This is a genomic window from Bradyrhizobium ontarionense (assembly GCF_021088345.1).
In the GTDB taxonomy this organism is placed as follows: Bacteria; Pseudomonadota; Alphaproteobacteria; order Rhizobiales; family Xanthobacteraceae; genus Bradyrhizobium; species Bradyrhizobium ontarionense.
Map to the genome: position 1 here is coordinate 3,344,260 of NZ_CP088156.1, position 20,923 is coordinate 3,365,182.

18 protein-coding genes and 1 pseudogene are annotated in these 20,923 nt (G+C 65.2%); 6 read left to right on the top strand and 13 right to left on the bottom strand.

Going from position 1 to position 20,923, the window contains the following annotated elements; genetic code table 11:
• Positions 1-79 precede the first annotated feature (79 nt).
• Positions 80-739 carry an aspartate/glutamate racemase family protein gene (locus LQG66_RS15110; protein WP_231326999.1) on the top strand — a complete coding sequence of 220 codons (660 nt, stop codon included), beginning with the start codon at positions 80-82 and terminating at the stop codon, positions 737-739.
• Between the two features lie 258 nt (positions 740-997).
• Here LQG66_RS15110 and LQG66_RS15115 read toward each other — a convergent pair whose 3' ends face one another.
• Together LQG66_RS15115 and LQG66_RS15120 are read right to left on the bottom strand one after the other, a co-directional pair.
• Complete coding sequence (locus LQG66_RS15115; protein WP_231327000.1) at positions 998-1,924, bottom strand: N-carbamoyl-D-amino-acid hydrolase; 927 nt, start codon at positions 1,922-1,924, stop codon at positions 998-1,000.
• A gap of 339 nt (positions 1,925-2,263) precedes the next feature.
• Entirely contained in the window at positions 2,264-3,493 is a 1,230-nt protein-coding gene (locus tag LQG66_RS15120; RefSeq protein ID WP_231327001.1) for an amidohydrolase family protein, read from the bottom strand.
• A gap of 256 nt (positions 3,494-3,749) precedes the next feature.
• On the opposite strand from LQG66_RS15120, the gene LQG66_RS15125 reads away from it, so the two are divergent.
• From LQG66_RS15125 to upp, 3 genes are all read left to right on the top strand, one after another.
• Entirely contained in the window at positions 3,750-5,006 is a 1,257-nt protein-coding gene (locus LQG66_RS15125) for a GTP cyclohydrolase II (protein ID WP_231327002.1), read from the top strand.
• 15 nt (positions 5,007-5,021) lie between these two features.
• Positions 5,022-6,245: a URC4/urg3 family protein gene (locus LQG66_RS15130; RefSeq protein ID WP_231327003.1), complete on the top strand. Its 1,224-nt coding sequence runs from the start codon at positions 5,022-5,024 to the stop codon at positions 6,243-6,245.
• Between the two features lie 240 nt (positions 6,246-6,485).
• Positions 6,486-7,115, top strand: coding sequence for a uracil phosphoribosyltransferase (upp, locus tag LQG66_RS15135; protein ID WP_231327004.1), 630 nt, complete (start codon positions 6,486-6,488; stop codon positions 7,113-7,115).
• Between the two features lie 246 nt (positions 7,116-7,361).
• Here the strand turns inward: upp and LQG66_RS15140 are convergent.
• Positions 7,362-8,267: pseudogene (locus LQG66_RS15140) on the bottom strand (LysR family transcriptional regulator).
• Between the two features lie 107 nt (positions 8,268-8,374).
• Here LQG66_RS15140 and LQG66_RS15145 point away from each other — a divergent pair.
• Positions 8,375-8,752: a tautomerase family protein gene (locus LQG66_RS15145; RefSeq protein ID WP_231327005.1), complete on the top strand. Its 378-nt coding sequence runs from the start codon at positions 8,375-8,377 to the stop codon at positions 8,750-8,752.
• A 265-nt stretch (positions 8,753-9,017) separates the two neighbouring features.
• Here LQG66_RS15145 and LQG66_RS15150 read toward each other — a convergent pair whose 3' ends face one another.
• From LQG66_RS15150 to LQG66_RS15190, 9 genes are all read right to left on the bottom strand, one after another.
• Positions 9,018-9,716 (bottom strand): hypothetical protein, encoded by a 699-nt coding sequence (locus LQG66_RS15150; protein WP_231327006.1) that lies wholly within the window; start codon positions 9,714-9,716, stop codon positions 9,018-9,020.
• 829 nt (positions 9,717-10,545) lie between these two features.
• Complete coding sequence (locus LQG66_RS15155; RefSeq protein WP_231327007.1) at positions 10,546-11,919, bottom strand: amidohydrolase family protein; 1,374 nt, start codon at positions 11,917-11,919, stop codon at positions 10,546-10,548.
• Positions 11,916-13,499: an ABC transporter substrate-binding protein gene (locus LQG66_RS15160; RefSeq protein ID WP_231327008.1), complete on the bottom strand. Its 1,584-nt coding sequence runs from the start codon at positions 13,497-13,499 to the stop codon at positions 11,916-11,918. The genes LQG66_RS15155 and LQG66_RS15160 overlap by 4 nt, the downstream gene beginning before the upstream one ends.
• Before the next feature lie 23 nt (positions 13,500-13,522).
• Positions 13,523-14,407, bottom strand: a complete 885-nt coding sequence (locus LQG66_RS15165) for a polysaccharide deacetylase family protein (RefSeq protein WP_231327009.1) — start codon at positions 14,405-14,407, stop codon at positions 13,523-13,525.
• Positions 14,394-15,212, bottom strand: coding sequence for an ABC transporter substrate-binding protein (locus LQG66_RS15170; RefSeq protein ID WP_231327010.1), 819 nt, complete (start codon positions 15,210-15,212; stop codon positions 14,394-14,396). Before LQG66_RS15170 ends, LQG66_RS15165 begins: the two co-directional genes overlap by 14 nt.
• Positions 15,213-15,219: 7 nt before the next feature.
• Positions 15,220-15,987: an amino acid ABC transporter ATP-binding protein gene (locus tag LQG66_RS15175; protein ID WP_305879339.1), complete on the bottom strand. Its 768-nt coding sequence runs from the start codon at positions 15,985-15,987 to the stop codon at positions 15,220-15,222.
• Positions 15,984-16,841, bottom strand: a complete 858-nt coding sequence (locus LQG66_RS15180) for an amino acid ABC transporter permease (RefSeq protein ID WP_231327012.1) — start codon at positions 16,839-16,841, stop codon at positions 15,984-15,986. The genes LQG66_RS15175 and LQG66_RS15180 overlap by 4 nt, the downstream gene beginning before the upstream one ends.
• Positions 16,838-17,659 carry an ABC transporter substrate-binding protein gene (locus tag LQG66_RS15185; RefSeq protein ID WP_231327013.1) on the bottom strand — a complete coding sequence of 274 codons (822 nt, stop codon included), beginning with the start codon at positions 17,657-17,659 and terminating at the stop codon, positions 16,838-16,840. The genes LQG66_RS15180 and LQG66_RS15185 overlap by 4 nt, the downstream gene beginning before the upstream one ends.
• A gap of 28 nt (positions 17,660-17,687) precedes the next feature.
• Entirely contained in the window at positions 17,688-18,638 is a 951-nt protein-coding gene (locus LQG66_RS15190; RefSeq protein WP_256460622.1) for an N-carbamoyl-D-amino-acid hydrolase, read from the bottom strand.
• Positions 18,639-18,816: 178 nt separating this feature from the next.
• Here LQG66_RS15190 and LQG66_RS15195 point away from each other — a divergent pair, with 178 nt between their 5' ends.
• A complete protein-coding gene (locus tag LQG66_RS15195) occupies positions 18,817-19,800 on the top strand; it encodes a LysR family transcriptional regulator (protein ID WP_231327014.1) in 984 nt (327 codons plus the stop codon).
• Positions 19,801-20,051: 251 nt separating this feature from the next.
• Here LQG66_RS15195 and LQG66_RS15200 read toward each other — a convergent pair whose 3' ends face one another.
• A complete protein-coding gene (locus LQG66_RS15200; RefSeq protein ID WP_231327015.1) occupies positions 20,052-20,294 on the bottom strand; it encodes a hypothetical protein in 243 nt (80 codons plus the stop codon).
• Positions 20,295-20,923 lie beyond the last annotated feature (629 nt).

Here is a 20,923-nt window from a genome sequence, read left to right on the forward strand (position 1 = left end):
TCATCAGCACCATTGCGTCATCCGTGGCATAGTGGTTGCCTGTCATGCGCCGTCAACACCGAAGAAGCAGGTCCCTCCCATGTCCCGCCCGCGCATCACCGTGATCAATCCGAACTCCAACCAGGTGGTCACCGACGGCTTGGCGGCAGCGCTCAGGCCGCTGATGTTCGCCGACGGGCCGGAGATCGTTTGCGAGACTCTGCAAGAAGGACCGTTCGGCATCGAGAGCCAGAAGGACGCCGACAGCGTCACCCTGCCGCTGCGGCGTTTCGTCGAGGGCGACAATGCGTCGAGCGCCTTCGTGATCGCCTGCTACAGCGACCCCGGCCTGCATGTCTGCCGCGAGGCGACGACGCGGCCGGTGCTCGGCATCGCCGAATGCGGCGTGCTGACCGCGCTCACCCGCGCCGACAGTTTCGGCGTGATCGCGATCGCGCAGCGCTCGATCCGGCGCCACATCCGCTATCTCCGCCAAATGGGGCTGATGGATCGCCTCGCCGCCGAGCGGCCGCTCGATATGACCGTGGCGGAGACGGCGTCCGGCGAAGGCACACTCGCGAAGATGATCGCGGTCGGCCGGGCGTTGAAGGACGAGGATGGCGCCAGCGCCATCGTCATGGGCTGCGCCGGCATGGCGCGCCATCGGAAAAATTTGGAGGACGCCCTCGGCATTCCCGTCATCGACCCGACCCAGGCCGCGGTGACGATGGCGCTGGGGGCGGTGGCGTTTGCGGGGTGAGTGGAGTGTTCGCTGAGCCTCGCGCTCTGCAACTCGCGGATCTGCCCGACCGGCCGCCTCACACTCCGCTGTCGTCCCGGCCTTGAGCCGGGACCCATAGCCACCGGCCGCGGTGAGGCAGGCAACTGTGAGCTACGTTCCTTGATAGATTCCGCGGTATGGGTCCCGGCGTTCGCCGGGACGACACCGTTGTTGTAGCGGCGGTGGTGTCCAACAACTGCTCTTTGCTTAGCTCCATCAGCCGAGCAAATCGCCGCCTCACTCCGGCGGCACCGCCCCCGTGCGGCTGGTGATCAGCCCGTAATGCTCGATGCGGCGGTGGCGGGCGAAATCGAAGATCGTCTCCTTGCCGAACCTGGTGGCATCGAGGTCGCAAGCGACCACCAGCACCTCGTCGCCCTCGGTCACCGCCTCGGCGACGATCACGCCATCGGGATTGACGATCAGGCTGCCGCCGAACAGCGGATGCCCGTCCTCGACGCCGGCCTTGGCCACCGCCACCACCCAGCAGGAATTCTGATAGGCGCCGGCCTGCACCGAGAGGCGATTGTGGAACAGCCGCTGCTCCACTCCCTCGGCCTGCTTCTGCGAATTGACTGACGGCGTGTTGTAGCCGAGCACGACCATCTCCACGCCCTGCAGCCCCATCACGCGATAGGTCTCCGGCCAACGCCGATCGTTGCAGATCGCCATGCCGATGATGCCGCCGAGATTGCGCCACACCGGAAAGCCGAGATCGCCGGGCTCGAAATAGCGCTTCTCCAGGTGCTGGTGGCTGCGCAACGGGTCAAACTCCTCATGGCCGGGCAGATGCACCTTGCGGTACTTGCCGACGATGTTGCTGCTGCGATCGGTGAGGATGGCGGTGTTGTAGTGGTGTCCGTCCGGCGTCAGCTCGGCGTAGCCGAAGTTCATCGCCATCTGATGCTGCGCGGCGCGATCGAACAGCGGCTGCACGGCCGCGTTCGGCATCATCCGCTCGAACCAGCTGTCGACCTCGGCCTGATCCTCCATGTACCAGCGCGGGAAGAACGTCGTCAGCGCGAGCTCGGGATAGACGATGAGGTCGGCCCCCTTGCGCTTGGCCTCGTCCATCAGCGTGATCATGCGCGTGACGACCGCCTCACGGCTGTCGGCGCGCTGGATCGGCCCCATCTGGGCGGCGGCGACATTGATTACACGCATGATGCAGCTCCACGAGTAGTCTGTAGGGTGGGCAAAGCGACGTCTGGCTCGGTGCATCGACGAGCGACGGCGGAAGCGTGCCCGCCGCGATCGCGCACCGCTGTCCGAGATGGTGGGCACGGCGCGCAATCCACCCGCAAGTGCCGCAGCAGCGTTGCATGCGCCTTTGCCCACCCTACGCATCCACATCCGTCATTGCGAGCGAAGCGACGTGTCCGCCATAGCCCAAGCGGCGACGGCGGAAGCAATCCAGGGCCGCGCAAGGACGCTGGATTGCTTCGTCGCTGCGCTCCTCGCAATGACGCGCGTTGAAAGGCCTTGATCCCAATCGTCATCGTGTCAACCCGGCCGATGCAGCACCGGCCGCGTCCGCGAGAACGACGGCCGGCCGCGCTTGAGGCCCCACAGCGGCTGCGCCAGGGTCGCCACCGCCGCGGTCGGATTGTCGGCATCGATGCAGACGAGATCGGCCGGCGCACCCACCTTGATGCCGTAGTCATCGAGCCGCATCAGCCGTGCCGCATCATGCGTCACCATGTCGAGGCAGCCGGCCAGATGATCCGGCCGCGAGACGTGGCAGACATTGGCGTAGAGATTGGCCATCCGGATCAGCGAGCCGTCGCCATAGGGCGTGAACGGGTTGAGCACATTGTTGGTCGAGAGCGAGCAGGTCACCCCTCGGGCGCGCAACGGCTCCAGCGGCACCACGCCGCGCGGGATCGCATGATCGTGCCGTCGCCCCATCAGATGCAGGTCGGTCGACGGCAGCACGGTGACAGCGACGCCGGCGTTGGCGAGTTGCGTCGCGATGGCGTTGAAGCGCTCGGGCGGCAGCAGCGACAACTGCGTGACATGACCGACCGCGACGCGGCCGCCCCAGCCATATTCTTCGGTCTTGCGGCAGACATATTCGATCTGCATGTGATCGAGCGTCTCGGCGAGATCGAGATGCATGTCGATGTCGACGTCGTGATCGCGCGCGATGGCGAAGATGCGGTCGATCTGCGCCGGCGGATCGGTGTCGAAATAGGGCGCCGCGCCGATGCTGCGCGCGCCGCGGCGCAGGCCCTCGATGAGCAGCTCCTCGGTGCCCGGATAGTTCGTCAACCCTTCCTGCGGAAACACGCAGATCTCGATGTCGAGCGCCCACGCATAGTCGCGCGCGAGCTGCTGGATCGCCTCGAAGCCAATGAAGCCGATGCCGGGATCGAGCTCGACATGGGTGCGCATGCGCATCGTGCCATGGCTGACGCAGCGCTCCACGGTCTGCTTTGCCCTGGCATAGACATCGTCGGCCGTGAAGTTTCGCTTGGCGGCCGCGGTCTCGCGCACCGCTTCCGCCACCGTCCCTTCCCTGATCGTGCAGCGGTCGAGGATGCAGGTCTTGTCGAGATGGATGTGCGTCTCGACGAAGCCGGGCACGACGAGGCAGGTCTCGGCATCCCGCTGTTCGCCGTCGGCCTGCAAGGACGACGCGATCGCCACAATGGTGCCGTCGGAAATACCGATATCGGCGCGGCGCAGCTCACCCTGCTGCGCCAGCACCGCATTGCGAATGATCAGGTCCATGCCGCCGTTGCCGTCGAGAATTCCATATGCGCGCCACGCTGGCGGCCCGGCTCGCAAAAGGCAAGCGCCATGCCAGGGCCGGACGCCGCGGGACCGCCGACCCGGATCCGAAACCATTCGTTTACAAATAGACGGCCACCCGCGACCACTTGTTTGGCGGGGAAAAACTGCTATATTGGTGCATGGATAACGTGAACGCGTTCTGCTCAGGCCCGTCGTCAAGGCGGGCCGTTGCCGTTTTGGGGGTCGCTGTCCGATGACTCGCTCCAACCGTACGGATCACATCCGCCTGACCTCGCACCCGGTGCCAGGCGCCAAGCATAATTTCCCGCTCCACTGGGGCGCCGAGAACGCGCGCGAGCGCGGCCCCATCATCGGCACGGTGTCGCGTCCGCAGGACCGCAACGTGATCGGCAGCCACGGCGGCTCCTACACGGTCTACCGCGCGCTCGCGGTATCCTCCGGCGCGCTCGATCCGATCCGCCGTCCCGATCTCACCAATACCCACCCGGCCGCAACGATCGGCCCGTTCGGGCAGTGGCGCGATCCCGCCAAGATCGTCGCGCTCGATCCCTGGGGCCATCTGGTGGCTGAGAATTTCGGCGGCGAGATCGCGGAAGGCATCGACATCCGGCCGACCATCGCGGTCACCAAGGCGCGGATCGAGCTGCCGGAGCTGCATGCGGCGCTCGCGGCCAAGCGCCTCGTGCGCGACGGCGACGTCGTACATGCCAATGGCAGCGTGTCCGTGGTCAAGATCGCGATCGACCCGGTGTGGTATCTGCCCGGCGTGGCCGCACGCTTCGGCACCAGCGAGACCAATCTGCGCCGTGGCCTGTTCGAGCAGACCGGCGGCATGTATCCGGAGCTGGTGACGCGGCCGGACCTGCAGGTGTTCCTGCCGCCGATCGGCGGCACCACGGTCTATCTGTTCGGCGACGTCGACAAGCTCAACGACAGCAGGACCAAGATCACCTGCCGCGTGCATGACGAGTGCAACGGCTCCGACGTGTTCGGCTCCGACATCTGCACCTGCCGCCCCTATCTGATTCACGGCATCGAGGAATGCGTCGCTGCGGGGCAGAACGGCGGCCTCGGCATCATCGTCTACAACCGCAAGGAAGGCCGCGCGCTCGGCGAGGTCACCAAGTTCCTGGTCTACAATGCGCGCAAGCGCCAGGAGGACGGCGACGCCGCGGCAGCCTATTTCGAGCGCACCGAATGCGTCGCCGGCGTGCAGGATGCGCGCTTCCAGCAGCTGATGCCCGACGTCATCCACTGGCTCGGCCTCAAGCGCATCGACCGCTTCATCTCGATGAGCGACATGAAGCATGATGCGCTGGTCGGCCAGGGCGTCGACATCGTCGAGAGGGTACCTATCCCGGACGAGCTGATCCCGGCCGATGCCCATGTCGAGATCGCGGCGAAAAAAGCCGCCGGCTATTTCTCGCTGGAGCCGCAGAAACCCGAGGCGCTCGGCGACACCGTCGGCCGCCCGCTCGAAAAATACTGAGCATCGCGACAGATCATGGACGACGTCTCCTACCTCCTGTCGGCCCGCGCGGTGCGCGAGCGCGCGCATCAGATGCTCGCGCTCGGGCTTGCGGACAAGCTGCCGCATTTCCGTATCGATGTTGCGAAGCTCGACGCCGTCGCCGATCTCGTGCTCGACGTCACAAGTAAGGCCTATCCCGACGGCCAGGTGCCGTTCCATTCGCGCTGGCGGCACTTCGTGGTCGGTGGCGTCGACCGCTGGGCCATGATCGCCGACAAGGTGCAGTGGCCCGATGCAGCGGCGCGCGCGCGGGCCGAGTTCGATCTTGCCATCACCAGCGTGCTGCTCGACGCCGGCGCCGGCGCCGCCTGGCGCTACCACGACGCGGTGAGCGGGACGCCTATCGGCCGCTCCGAGGGCTTGGCGCTCGCGAGCCTCGACATGTTCGTGAGCGGCGCGTTTTCGGCTGACCCCAGCGATCCGTTGCGCGCCGATGCGGCGAAGCTGAAGCAGCTCGCGGTCGGCGATCTCGAACGCGGCTTCCAGGTCGGTCCCGAGAATCCATTGATCGGGCTCGAAGGCCGGGTGGAGCTGCTGCAGCGACTTGGCGCCGTCGTGGCTGCGACCCTGGACGTCTTCGTATCCAAGGACGGCCCGCGGCCGGGTGGACTGTTCGATCAGCTGGCTGCGCGCGCTGCCGACGGTCGCATCGCGGCCGGGGCGATTCTGGAGCAGGTGCTGCTGGAGCTCGGCCGGATCTGGCCAGCACGCATCATGCTCAATGGCGTCAGCCTCGGCGATTGCTGGCGGCATCCGTCACTGGCGAGCAGCGACGGCATCGGCAATCTCATGCCGCTGCACAAGCTGTCGCAATGGTTGAGCTATTCGCTGATCGAGCCGCTGCAGCGCGGCGGTATCGAGGTTGCGGACATCGACGGCCTCACGGGCCTCGCCGAATACCGCAATGGCGGATTGTTCGTCGATGGCGGCGTGTTGGTTCTGCGCGATCCTGCCGATGCCGACTGCACCCATGCGGTGGACGCGCCGCTGGTGGTGGAATGGCGCGCGCTCACCGTCGCCCTGCTCGACCGCCTGGCTACGCTGGTCCGCCAGCGCACCGGTCGGACGCCTGCGCAGCTGCCGCTGGCGAAAATCCTCGAAGGCGGCACTTGGGCTGCCGGGCGCAAGCTCGCCTTCGAACGCCGGCCGGACGGCGCGCCGCCGCTCAAGGTGATCAGCGACGGCACGGTGTTTTAAGGGGTTTGTGCTAGGCACCTTGTGACCTTACGCGCTCCTCGTCATTGCGAGCGAAGCGAGAAAATCCAAGGGTTCGGAAGGAGGTCTGGATTGCTTCGTCGCTTCGCTCTTCGCAATGACGAAACTGATCAGTTGCGCGTAGGGTGGGCAAAGCGCAGCGTGCCCACCATTCCAACCTGAGCTAAGATCAAGGTGGGCACGGCGCTCCGCGCCTTTGCCCACCCTACGGAGATGAAAGCCATGGAAGGCGTCACGGTCGTCGATCATCCCCTGGTGCAGCACAAGCTGACCTTGATCCGCGACAAGTCGATCTCGACCAAGTCGTTCCGCGAGCTCCTGAAGGAGATCGGCATGCTCCTGTGCTACGAGGTCACGCGCGACCTGCCGCTCACGGAGGTCGAGATCGAGACGCCGCTGGCGCGGATGCAGTCGGCCAAGATCGCCGGCAAGAAGCTGGTGTTCGTGCCGGTGCTGCGCGCCGGCGTCACCTTCGTCGACGGCATGCTCGACCTGGTGCCGACCGCGCGCGTCGCCCATATCGGCCTCTATCGCGAGCCGCAGACCTTCACCGCCGTCGAGTATTTCTTCAAGGCACCGTCCGACCTGCACGAGCGGCTCGCCGTCGTGGTCACGCCGGTGCTCGCGACCGGCAACAGCGCGGTCGCCGCCGTCGACCGCCTCAAGGAGCGCGGCGCCAAGGACATCCGCATGGTCTGCATGATCGCCGCCCCCGAAGGCGTCGAGCGCGTGCGCGGCCTGCATCCGGACGTCGCGCTGTGGACCGCGGCCATCGACGACGGCCTCGACGACGACGCCTTCATCGTGCCTGGCCTGGGCGACGCCGGCGACCGCGCCTACGGCACGCGGTGATCGGCGGCCATTCTTTTTGTAGCCCATCCTTCGAGACGCATCGCTTCGCGATGCTCCTCAGGATGAGGTCGAGGTTGCGGAAAGACCTAAGCCCCCCTGTGGGCAGACCTCAACCCTCATGGTGAGGAGCGTCGCCCTTGCGACGCGTCTCGAACCATGAGGCCCTCGCCCTGACCGTGGCACGCATGCGTGAGTCATCCGCGAGCAGGACGTCGATCTCTCCGACGAAATGGCCTTCAGCGCTCATCATGGCTCCGGGCTCAGCGCACCTTGCCTGCGGCGCGCCGCAGCCGCTCTCCCCTCCACCGCGCTCCGGAATGCCGCTGCGAGCGCCGTGAGCGCATTGCGCGTCCGGCCGTCCCTCACCCGCGCGTGCAGCAGAACCGGCAGCCGCGGCAGCTCCGGCAGGCCGAGCCGTTCGCCGACATCAACGGCGCCGGCCGGCAGCATCCGCGGCGCAAGCGCCGCAACGCCGAGCCCGGCCATGACGGCGGCGACAACCGCCGCCACGCCGCCGCCGACGAAGATTGCCGTCCACGACACACCGGCGGCGTCGAGATGCTGCGCGGCCATCGCACGCACGCAGCACGGTTCGGCCATGGTCGCTACCGGCAGCGGCTCGCCCTCACGAGGCTGCCAGTCGGGCGACGCGAACCAGCCGAACTTTTCCTCGGCCAGAAGCTCGCCGTCACTTCGTCCGAGGTGCAGGCGAACGATCACCGCCTCGAGTTCGCGCCTGTCGAAGCTCTGCAGCAGGTCGCCCGACGACCCGATCCGGATCTCGACCAGAAGCTGCGGGTCCTGGGCGTTCATGCGCGCGATCAGCGCCGGCAGCTCCGGTCAGGCGACATGGTCGCTGATGCCGATGGTCAGACGCTGGCGCGAGCCGGCAAACACTGCGAGCGCGCGGTCGTGCGCGGCCAGCAGCTCACGGGCGGCATCGAGAAAGGCCGCGCCCCGCTCCGACAGCTGGACATAGCGGGGCGTGCGCTCGATCAGCCGGCAGCCGAGCCGGCTTTCGAGCCGCCGCAGCTTCAGGCTGATCGCCGCCTGCGTCGTCTGCAGGGTCTCGGCGGCGCGGGTGAAACTGCCGAGCTCGGCGATGCGAACGAAGGCCTGGACGGCGTCCAGGTCGAGCGGGTGTTCGGTCATTTCCAGCCGTTATCACTGATATCAGACTTGACAACATACCCGATTGCCAAAGCCGCATCTATTCTCATGCCGAACATGAGACGAGATCGCATCAGATGAGGACGATAATGCCCCTGCTTCACATTTCCCTGCAAGCCGGCAAGCCCAGCGCCTATCGACAAGCCATCTTCGACAGCCTGTACCGGGCGCTCCGCGACGCGCTGGATGTTCCCGAAGACGATCGGTTCATGACCATCACCGAGCATGACCCGGCGAACTTCCGCTACGGCAAGGCCTTCGGCATCGATCGCAGCGACGATCTCGTCTACATCCAGATCACCGTGTTCAACACTCGCACCGCCCAGCAGAAGAAGGCGTTGTTCCGGCGCATCGCGGAGCTGCTCGGCGAAAATCCCGGTATCCGGCCGGAAGACGTCTTCGTGACCGTTCTCGAAGCCGCCAAGGAGAACTGGTCGGTCGGACACGGCCTCGCTCAGTTCGCGTGATCGGACGAACGGCGGCGGCGGGTAACGGCCCCTCTCATCCCCCGCTAAAAGTGGTGCCCCTTTTGATTTTAGGAGTGGCCTGTTCGAAGTGCTGAAGACTACGCACGCAATCACCATCGGTATCGCTGATCGCGCTCGGACGATTGCCGATCTGATCGAAGCTGCGCTTGCCACTCAGCCAATTACGCCAATCCTTACCGCACCAGAGCGACGGAGGTCATTCACAGCACTCAAGAGCTAGAAGCGACCACCAATAAATGCCGTCTTATTTCCAATCCCACCAAGTCTCGGGGAGTATGCGCATGTTTCCAGAGTCGATCTTTGGAACCGACATAAGGTCTTCCGGCCTAGGCGTCCTCATATTGTGTTGCTGGGCAATGCTTACTTGGATATGCCAAATCGTTGGCCAAAGGACAAACTCATATTGCTGAATATCATTGCCATCTTGGTCAAAGATACGGACTCTCGCCTTGGCCGGGGCGCCTAGCGATTGAGATTCGCTTAATTGAAAGCCGACGGCTTCGGTTCCCCACCTAAATTGGCTGCTATTATCAAGATAGGTCGCGAGGGGAACGACCAACTTTTCTCCTTTTACAAAGTTGTGCTTTTCAAACACTGGAATCAAAGGACGATCCGTAGGGCTTCGCGCGTATTGGAGATAGACACGCACTAGTTTTCCACTTCGCGCGAATTTGCCGCTATATGCGAATAGACTGTTGTTTCCTCCTCCAGAATAGATGGATTGTTCTTCCAAAAGAGGCACAGCCATTTGCTGTGTTTCACTCGTTGAGGACGGCGATGTCTCTTGAACTGACGATGTCTTCTGAACGGGGCGCACCGTAAAATAGACTCCAGCGCCAATTAACACCGAGCCAGCAATTATCAAAATCCAAGGGGTTGCCACTAGCCACCCCTCGATCGCCAAGAATACGTTAAACCACCAGGGATTGCTGCCCTCTGCCATGAGCGCAAGTTCACATGAGTCCGCGCTATCGGACAACGGCCCCTTTTACTCCTAGTCATAGCCATTAGTTCTGTTCTGTTTCTATTTGTTCCAAATAGAGGAGCCAGCGCCCGGCGGCGTCCGGCGCTCCACGACGGGCTTGCCGCCAGGGTCGTTCCGTACGCATTGATTTGCCCGACGAGCACTCCCGCACGCATCCGCGCGCCGGAATCGTCCGCCGCCGCGGTCAAATTGCTCCGCGCAGCAAGACGATTTTCATTCGCGATTTCAACGACAACCTCGATTTCAAGAGCCCTCTCGAAAAATAATTCGCTTCTGTAAATCAGAACATTCAGCTTATGCTCCGCACCGTTCCGGTCCGGATGAGGGGCGTACGCGTCGTCACGATACGTTGGACCGGCAATGCGGTGGACGTGAGAGCATCGACAGCGCGTCATGCGCCGACGAGCGATGTTCCACGGACGGCGAAGTCGCGTGGTCCTGATATCCCGATGCTGGTATCAAGCTTGCGTTGGCGCTCACGCGCCGCGCAGGTGACGGTGGCCAACAAGCCCGGTGCACCGAGGAGAGCGCGTATAAGCCGGTAAACCATCGCGCAGGGAAGGCCGGATGCTTCGGTCCGTACCTGTGGTTCTGCCGCGTGCTTTTTGTTGCACGCGGACCATGGGTGCGACCGGCACCCGGCCTTCCCTGCGCCCTCATCACTTCACGAGGGCCCGAGCCTCAGGCATCACCCGGGCGCGATCCGCGCCGCGGCAACGATGCGGCTTGCTCGGCTGTTTGACAAAGTTGAATGAGATGAAGCGGAGCTGCGCTGGCACGCATGCGCTCACCCCGCGAACGCCGCCTGCGCCTCGGGCAGCGCCCAGATCTTTGCGATCGCGGCAGCGCCCGCCGCGGTGATCGCGGCCTCATCGCCATGGAGATAACGGCCGTCGTGAATCAGCAGCCGGCCGTCGACCATGACCTGGTCGATGTTGGCGCGGTTGGCGAGCGCGATCAGGCCGCGGCGGGGATCGTGCAGCGGCTGAAGATGCGGATGGGTCATGTCGACGATTGTGAGATCGGCGGTCGCGCCCGGCGCGATCACACCGAGATCGTCGCGCTTGATCATTGCGGCTGCGGTCGCGGTGACCGCGTCGATCAGCTCGGGCGCGCTCGCGGTCTCGGCACTGCCGAGCGCAATCTTGGAGATCATCGAGGCCGCATTCAGTTCGCCGAGCAGGTCCATGTTGTAGCCGTCGGTGCCGACCGCCGTGCGCACACCATGCGCGGCGAAGCGGCCGAACGCGGCGGTGACGCCGGCGCGGGCGAACACGCGCGGGCAGTTCAGCACGCCGGCGCCGCGCGCCGCCATTAGCTTCAGGTCCGCATCAGTCGAGGCATGACAATGCGCCGCGAGCAGATCGGGACCGAGCAGGCCGAGCCAGTCGAGATATTCGGCCGGCGTGCGGCCGCCATAGCGCCGCGCGATCGTCGCCACCTCGCCCTCGCTCTGCGCCATGTGCGTGGTGATGGGAATTTCGAGCTCGCGCGCCCGGCTGGCTGCAGCGCGCAGCAGGTCGGGCCCGCAGGTATCGGTCGCATGCGGACTCATCGCAAGCCGGATGCGGCCCTCGCCCTGCCCGTGCCAGCGCTGATACAGCGCATTCCATGTCGCCATATCGGCCGCGCCGTCATCTCCGGCGTAATGCACGACGCCGGACGCATCCGCCTTGGCGTCCGACGTCGAGAACAGATAAGGCGCACCATAGAAGCGCAGCCCCATCTCCTCTGCCGCGTCGAACAGCTCGGGGATGGCGTTGCGGAACGGCTCCATCACGGTCGTCGCGCCGCCCTTCAGAAGCTGCAGCACGCCCATGCGGCCGATCGCCAGCCGCTCCTCTACGCTCAGAATCTCGGCGCCGCGCTTGGAGAGCGGCAGCAGCACCGTGTAGACGATGCTCTTGTTGTTGCGGCGGCCGTTGCCGTCCTCGGTCAAGGTGCGCGCGATCGCCTCGCTGAAGATGTGGTTGTGCAGGTTCAAGAGCCCCGGCAGCACGAAGCGGCCAGGCCGGTCGAACACCTCGTCCGCCGCCGGCCTGCTCGCAGTGATCGCCGCGATGCGCTTGCCCTCGACCAGTACCCAGTGATCGCGCAGCACGTCCTGCGCGCCGTCCTTGCGCGTCAGCACGTAGCTGCCGAAGATCGCGGTGGTCGTCATGCGGGCCTCACGTTCCAGAACACGGCGGTGCCGTCGAGAATTCCGGTGATGCTCTTGCGATAGGCAGTCGGCTGCTTGTAGAGCCCGACCGGATAATACGGGATCTCCTCGAACGCCAAGGCCTGGATGTCGCGGCAGATGCGCTGCTGCGCGGCGAGATCGGGCGCCGCCAGCCATTGCGCGCGCAACGCGCCCATCTTCTCGCTCTTGTACCAGCCGGCGACAGTGCCTTCGCCGCGCAGGTTGGTATTGCCGGCCGGATTGAGCCAGTCGATGCCCTGCCAGTTGCCGACCGCCGCATTCCAACCGCCCTTGTCGATCGGATCCTTCTTGAGCTGACGCTGCAGCACGGCAGCAAAATCCAGCGCGACGGATTCGACGTTCATGCCGGCGCGTCGCATCGTATCGGCAGCGATTTCGCCGAGCGGCCGCTGGGCCTGCGAATTCGCCGGCACCAGCAGCACCACCTTCTCGCCATTGTAGCCGGCGGCTCTCAGCTCGGCCTTGACCTTGTCGTAGTTGCGCGGCCCACGGAACACGTCGAGCCCGACATCGCTCGCCATCGGCGTATCGGGCGCGAAGAAGCCGAGCGGCGAATACTGATAGGCAGGCTCGCTGCCCGCGACCGCCGTCATGAACGCGGCCTGATCGATGGCGCCGAGCAGCGCGCGGCGGATCGCCGGATTGTCGAACGGCGGATGCAGGTGATTGACACGCATCATACAGGCATAGCCGCGCGGATCGAGCACCCGCGTCGTGATGTCTCCCTCGCCCTGGAGCACCGGCAGGAGATCGTGCGGCGTGGTCTCCTGCCAGTCCTGCTCGTCGGTGCGCAGCGCGGCTGCCGCGGTGCCGGCATCCGGCATCGTCGACCAGACGACCCGGTCGTAGTGCACGATCTTCGGCCCCGCGGTCCAATCCGGCTTGCCATCCGCACGCGGCTGATAGCGCTCGAACTTCGCATAGACGTTGCGGATGCCCTGCACCCGCTCATCCCCAAGGAAACGGAACGGACCGCTGCCGACGACCTCGGTCAGCGCCTTCATCGGATCCTGGCTCGCCAGCCGCTCGGGCATCATGAAGGCCGGCTGCACCGCCGCCTTGCCGAGCGCCTGCGGCAGCAGCGGGAATGGCCGCTTCAGCCGGAAGCGGATGGTCTTGTCATCGGGCGCGGACAGCTCATCGGTTGCGGCGATCAGCTCGGCGCCAAAGCCGTCGCGGCCGGCCCAGCGCCGGATGCTGGCGACGCAGTCACGCGCCAGCACCTTCTCGCCGTCGTGCCAGAACAGCCCGTCGCGCAGCGTGAGGTCCCATTGCCTGCTATCGCTGGAGACGGCATGGCCGGACACCATCTGCGGCGAGACCTCGAGCGCAGCGTTCATGCCGTACAGCGTGTCGTAGACCATGAAGCCATGGTTGCGTGACACCTGCGCGGTCGAGAAGATCGGATCGAGGAAGGCGAGGTCGATCACCGGAACGAAGCGCAGCGTCGTCTGCGCTTCCGCGCGAACGATGCCCGGCATCGATAACAGTGGCAGGCTTGCAGAGGCGCGAAGCAAGGACCGGCGGGAGATCGGCATCGGATATCCTCAATACGTATCGTTCAGGCGGTCGCCGCCTCGTGGCGCTGGTAGTTCGCCGCGATCTCCGCGCCGGTCGTGATCCAGACGTCCTGGCACGACTTGGCGTAGGTCAGAAACTCGCGCAGCAGCCGGAAACGCATCGGCCGCCCGGAGACCTGCGGATGCAGCACGGTGGTGACCATGGCGCCCCACTCTCTGACCTCGTCCAGTTCGTCCTTCCACATCGACAACACGTGTTCTTTCGGGAAGATCGAGCGCGGCGAGAACCGCGCGGAAAGGCCATGCATCCAGTCGTCATAGCTCGCGGTGACCGGGATCTCGATCGTACCCGGCTTGCCGTCCGCGAGGCGATGACGATAGGGTCTGACGTCGTCGCGGAACGACGAGGTGTAGACGATGCCTTGACGCACCAGCGCCACGCGCAGCTCCTCGCAGAACTCGCCGAACGGGGCACGGTAGCCGATCGGACGGACGCCGAGCCGGCGCTGGATCGCCTCGAAGCCGCGCTCGATCTCCTCGATGATGAAGGGGTCGCCGGGATCGGGCAGCAGATGATGATAGCCGTGATGGCCGATCTCGTGGCCGGCCTTCAGCACCGCCTCCGCCATCGCCGGATGCGCATCGACCGACCATCCGGTGATGAAGAACGTCGCCTTCAGGTCGAGCTCGGCAAGCAGCTCGAGCAGCTTCGGCGTGCCGACGCGCGCCTCGTAGCCGCCGAAGCTCATCGTGACCAGCCGCGCGGCATGCGCCGGATCCTTCGAGGTCCAGGCGCTCTCGGCGTCGATGTCGAACGACAGGAACATTGCCGACGTGTACGGCTTCGGCCAGGGATAGTTCGGCGCCGGCGGCGCCGTGTTGGCCGGAGTGAGCGGGATGCCCGCGAGCGCCTTACTGTCCAGCATTGATCTCTACCTTCTCGATTCCGTTGTCGCCGAGCTTCCACTTCGCCAGCAGCTCCTTGTAGCTGCCGTCGGCGATCAGCGCCTCGAGCGCGCCGCGCAGCGCCTCCTGCAGCTCGGCCGCCTTCACCGGCGTCGCCAGGCCGGTGTACTGCAGCGCGATCGGCTCGCCGATCGGCACATAAGCGTTCGGCTCCAGATCCATGATGTAGGGCAAGGTCTCGTTGCCCTGCACGGCGGCGTCGATGCGGCCCTGCTTGAGCTGCGTCCGCGCATCGGCCGAGCCCTCGGTGCCGACGAACTGGATCGGGCTGGCACCGCAACTCTTCTCGCTCCAGGCCGCGATGTCCTTCGGGAACATGGTGCGCCTGGAGGCGCCGACCTTCTTGCCGCACAGCGCGGTCGGCTCCTTGAACTCAGCCGCGCGCGACGCCTGCACGAAGAAGCGCGGACCGCTGCGCAGGTAGTCGATGAAGGTCGCGGTATCCTGCCGGCTCTTGTAGTCGGTCATGCCGGTCAGGATGATGTCAAAACGCTGCGTGGTGAGGCCGGGCATCAGCTGATCGAAGCTGGTCTCCTGCCACACCGCCTTGACGCCGAGCTTCTTGGCCAGCGCCTCGCCAAGCTCGACGTCGAAGCCGGTCAAGGTCGCGGTGGCCGGGTCCTTGAACTCCATCGGCGGATAGTTCGGCACCACGGCGATGCGCAGGCCGTTCTGCCTGATCTCACTGGGCAGCTCGGCGGCGTTGACCGCACCCGCCACCGTCGCACTCACGGCAGCAGCCCACAGAACCGATGTCAATCTCATCACCACCTCACCCCACTTCAGCTGCCAGAAATGCCTTGGTCCGAGCCTCGCGCGGCGCGCGTAGCACCTCGCCCGCCGGACCACTCTCCACGATCACGCCCTGGTCCATGTAGACGACGCGGTCGGCGACCTCGCGCGCGAAGCCGAGCTCATGCGTCACCACCAGCATGGTCATGCCTGATGTCGCGAGCTGCTTCATCACCGCGAGCACCTCGCCGACCAGTTCCGGATCGAGCGCCGAAGTCGGCTCGTCGAACAGCACGAGTCGCGGCTTCATGGCGAGCGCGCGCGCAATCGCGACGCGCTGCTGCTGGCCGCCTGACAATTGCGACGGATAGGAGCCCGCCTTCTCCGCGAGGCCGACCCGGCGCAACAGCGCCAAGGCCTCGTCCTTCGCCTCGGCAACCCCGCGCTTCTGTACCTGCACCGGACCTTCGATGACGTTCTCTAGCGCCGTCAGGTGCGGAAACAGGTTGAAGCGCTGGAACACCATGCCGCAGGCGAGCCGCTGCCGCGCGACCTCCCGCTCCGACAAGCGATGCAGCCGACCGTCCTTCTCGCGAAAGCCGAGCAGCTCGCCATCGAGCCAGATGCCGCCGCTGTCGGCCGTGGTGAGCTGGTTGACGCAGCGGAGTAAGGTGGTCTTGCCGGAGCCGGACTGCCCGATCAGGCAGACCACCTCGCCTTCGAAGACATCGAGCGAGACTTGTTTGAGCGCCTGGAACTCGCCGAAGCGCTTGCTCACTTGGCGGATAGCGACCAGCGGCCTCATCAGCGGCCGCCCCGTGCGATGCCGCGGGCAAAACGGCGTTCGAGCAGCATCTGCAGCGGCGTCAGGATCGAGACCACGAGCAGATACCAGAGGCCGGCAACGATCAGCAGCTCGATGACGCGCGAATTGGCGTAGTAGATGTTCTCGGCCGAATGCAGCACCTCCGGATACTGGATCACGCTGGCGAGTGAGGTCGCCTTGACGAGGCCGATGAACTCGTTGCCGAGCGGCGGGATCACCACCCGCATCGCCTGCGGCAGGATGATCCGCTGCAACGCCTGCAGCCGTCCCATGCCGATCGCCTGCGCCGCCTCGTACTGCCCGATGTCGACCGACAGCAGGCCGGCCCGCATCACCTCCGAGGTATAGGCGCCCTGGTTGATGCCGAGCCCGAGCAGCGCGGCGAGAAACGGCGTCATCACGTCGACGGCGCGCGCGCTCCACAGACCGGGAATGCCGATCGTCGGGAAAACCAGTGCGAGGTTGAACCACAACAACAACTGAAGAATCAGCGGCGTGCCGCGGAACAGCCAGGTGTAACCGCCCGCGACCGACCTCAGCACCGGATTGGGCGACAGCCGCATGATCGCGACGACGACGCCGAGTGCGATGCCGAGCGCCATCGCCAGGACCGCCATGATCATGGTGTTGACAATGCCGCGCAGGATCACCGGCGCGGTGATGAAGCGCTCGACGAACGACCACTCGATCTGCCCCCTGGCGAAGGCGCGGCCGATCGCGACGAGGATGACGACGATGACCGCAGCCGTGAGCCAGCGGCCCCAATGCGCCTCGCGTGCGACCTTATGCCCGGAAAGGTCCGGAAAGCCGTCGGCCAGCGCCTCGCTGCGGCTCATTGCGGCGCCGCGTTGAGCATGGGCTCGCGCACGGCGTTGGCGCCGAGGCCCCATGTGTCGAGGATCGCCTTATAGCTGCCGTCGGCGATCATCGCCTTGAGCTGGTCGGTCACGACGTCGCGGAGCGCTGCGTCATCCTTGCGGAACATGATGCCTTGATAACCGAAGGCGATGGGCTCACCGACGACACGGTATTTGCCAGCCTCCTGCGACTGCGCATAGGGCAAGGTCTCGCTGCCCTGCACGGCGGCTTCGATACGGCCTTGCTTCAGCTGATTGCGCACGTCGATCGAGTTCTCGCCCGGCACATATTGCGCGGCCGGCTTGCCGGCGGCCTCGCAAACCGCCTTGCTCCACTTCTCGATCTCCTGCGGAAAGCTGGTCGAGCGCGTGGTGCCGATCTTGCGGCCGCAGAGATCGGCCGCGGCCTTGGCATCGCTCTCGGCCAGCACGAAGAATTGCGGACCGGTGACGAGATAGTCGACGAAGTCGGCGGTCTCGCGCCGCGAGGCGCGATCGGAGATGCCGGAGATGATGAAATCGGCGCGCTTCGTCTGCAGCGAGGGAATCAGCTCGGCGAACGGCGTCTCGCTCCAGACGATCTTCAGGCCAAGTCGTTTTGCGAGCGCGTTGGCGAGATCGATGTCGAGCCCCTTCAGCTCGTTGCTGGCGGGGTCGTGATACTCCATCGGCGCGTAGGTCGAGTTGACCGTGAGCCTGAGCGTGCCCGCCTGCTTGATGTCGGCGGGAAGCTCGGCCGCGCCAGCCGCCACGAGCGACACGAGGGTGACGAAACCGGCAAACAACGAACGGTGCATCCTGCAACACTCCCCCATGCGAAACGAACTAATCGACCACGACCGGTTCGACCACGCCGGCGCGCTCGGTGATGACCTTGTATTGATCCGGCCGCCGGTGCGCCGCGAAGTTGAACATCTTGTCCTTGCCCTGACGGCAAAGATCGAGATCGATGTCGGCAACGATGACCTCATCAGCGAGCGTCGTCGCCTGCGCCACGATGCAGCCATTGGGATCGACGATGCAGGAGCCGCCGATGAGGCCGCTGCCGTCCTCGTCGCCGGCCTTGGCGACTGCGATCGCCCAGGTCGCGTTCATATAGGCATTGGCCTGCGCCACCAGCGTCGAGTGAAACGTGCGCAGCGACGCATCCTCGGTGCTGCCGCCGTTCGGATCATAGGCCGCGGAATTGTAACCGACGCAGACCAGCTCGACGCCCTGCAGTCCGAGCACGCGCCACGATTCCGGCCAGCGCCGGTCGTTGCAGATCATCATGCCCATGATGGCGCCGGCCCATGCATCATCCGTTCGTACCGCCGGAAAGCCGAGATCGCCATAGCCGAAATAGCGCTTCTCGAGCTGCTGATACTTGGCGCCCGGGCGCGGCTCGACCGAGCCGGGCAGATGCACCTTGCGGTACTTGCTGACGATCTGCCCGTCGCAGTCGACGAGGATGGCGCTGTTGAACCGCCGGCCATCCGGCGTCAGCTCGGCATAGCCGACATAGAAGCCGACGCGAAGCGCGCGCGCCCGATCGAACAGCGGTGCGACCGCGGGGTTCGGCATGCTCCGCTCGAAATGGACGTCGAGCTCATCACCGTCGAGAATCCAGCGCGGGAAGAAGGTGGTGAAGGCGAGTTCCGGAAACACCACCAGCTTCGCGCCCTGGGCGGCCGCCTGCTCCAAAAGCCCGATCATGCGCGACAGCGTGTGCTCGCGGCTGTCGGCCCGCTGGGTGGGCCCCATCTGGGCGGCGGCGGCGCGGAAGATACGGCTCAAACTCTGCCTCCGATCTGGGCGTCATGCCTTTCAAGCGGGCGGCAGGACCGCCCGTTGCGACGCGCAAAAGAAGGATCAATGAAGCGAAACCGGCGCAGGAATTGCAACCAGTCGGGACGGTCTCGGTCTATGATATTTTGGCCGAGACCATAACCCGGGCTTATAGGGCGTCCATGCCATGAACCTGCGCCAGCTGGAGATCCTGCGGGCAGTCATCCGCCATCACACCACCGTCGCCGCCGCCGAGGAGCTTTCGCTGTCGCAGCCCGCGATCAGCAACGCCCTGAAGGCGATGGAGACGCAGGCCGGCTTCACGCTGTTCGAGCGGGTCAACAACCGCCTGTTCCCGACGCCGGAGGCGATGGCGCTGTACGAGGAGAGCGAGGCGATCTTCACCTTGCATGCGCGGCTCGAAAGCCGCGTCCGCGACCTGCGCGAACAGCGCACGGGTCATCTCTCGATCGTGGCGACGCCGCCGCTGGCCTACAGCATCATTCCGCCGACCTTGTCGGGCTTTCTGCGGCGGCGGCCGCAAACGCGGATGTTCTTCGACGTGCGGCGCTATGAGGGGGTCATCGAGGGCGTGCTCGGCAACGTCGCCGAGCTCGGCTTCGCGCTCGGCCTGTCCGATCATCCCGGCATCGCCCATGAGGTGGTGCACACCGGCGAGATGGTGTGCGTGATGCCGCCACGGCATCCGCTGGCGGAGCGGCCAGTGATTTCGGCACGGGATCTCGCTGGCTTTCCGCTGATCGGGCTGGAGCGCGGCACGCGGCTCGGCGAAGCCGTGCGCGACAGTTTTCGCGAGGCCGATGCGGAATTCCAGCCGACCGTCGAGGTGCGCTACTGCAACACCGCCTGCGTGCTGGCCGCGACCGGCGTCGGCGTCGCCGCGGTCGATCCGTTCTCGCCGCGCCAGGGCGGACATGACCTGGTCGTGCGGCCATTCACGCCGAGCACGAAAGTCTCCGCCTACATGCTGTGGTCCGAAGCGAAGCCGCTGTCGAACCTGGCGAAGACGTTTCGCAGCGAGGTGCGGAATGCCAGTCTAGCTGGAAGCGTTGACCCGATCGCCTCCGCAGTAAGGTTGCGCGATACAGCGCCCTCTCCCCTTGTTGTGGGAGAGGGAATCGCCGGCCCATCTACGCGCTCAGTCGGGTGAGGAGGATCTCTCCGCAGGCAACGCTCGTAGAGGCATACCCCTCACCCAAGCGAGTTTGCTGCTGTGTCTTGCATGCCCTCTCCCACAAGGGGCGAGGGCGCATTAACGACTAACGTCTCCGCGGCCACACAAGATCAGGAACACGCTTCCCGTGCGCCTGAACATCGGCAAAATACGTTTGCGGCAACGTCAACAAGGTGTCGGAGCTTTGCGTCCTCGTCACGCCAAAGCCAGTGCACAGCACGCGCGTCTCACGCCCGCGCCAGCTCGATGTCGTGCGTCTGCTTGGTCTCGGCATCGTACACCTTGATCTGCAACATCGGGAACCGACGCTTCAGATCGTGCGCGCCGTTATGCGCGCCCTCCTTGGTCTTGAACTCGGTCTTGATCTGACCGTCGACGACGACGGCATAGCCGGTCAGCGGCAGGTCTTTGCCGGACTTGTCTTGAGCAGGCTTGTTGTGAACAGACTTCTCTTGGGCAGACTTGAGCATTGCGAGCCGACGTCGATTCGTGAGTTGAGGGGCGTCGAGTGCGGGATCTCTCCGCCTCGAACGACTCCGATGTAAGGTGAGTCTGTCGCGCGGAGCAAGCGAAGACGCGTTCTGCACAAGCGTGGCGATTACGGTTCAACCTGATGGCGCAGTACCGCTTCACGATGATCCCTGGATGTTCAGCGTGAACCGCTCGCGGCGAGTTCCAGGCTTGAATGTTGAACCTTTCCGATCGCGCACCATCCGATCGCGTATCATCGGCCGGATGTCCCAGCCGAACGCGCCTCGATTCGCAGAGGGCCACGTCAGGCAAGACTCGGGCACGACCTGCGCCGCGAGATCGCGATGTTTTCGCCTGCCGACCTGCTGTTGTCGTGAACCTGTCAGTCGCCGGTGCTTCCGGCGCGAATGGCGTCGTCACGATGATCCGCATCAGATGCCGAATGGCGTCGCGGACCACCGGTATCCCGTTCTGCGGCACCATGAATCGTAAACGCCCGCGCAGGGCGATTGACCGGCCGTTTACCTCAGGATCGACAACAACGTTGTGAATTTGATGCAAGTCAACATCCTCGACTTGAACGCGCCGCCTACTGACACGACTTCCAAGCGAATCAGGTGTTGCTGTT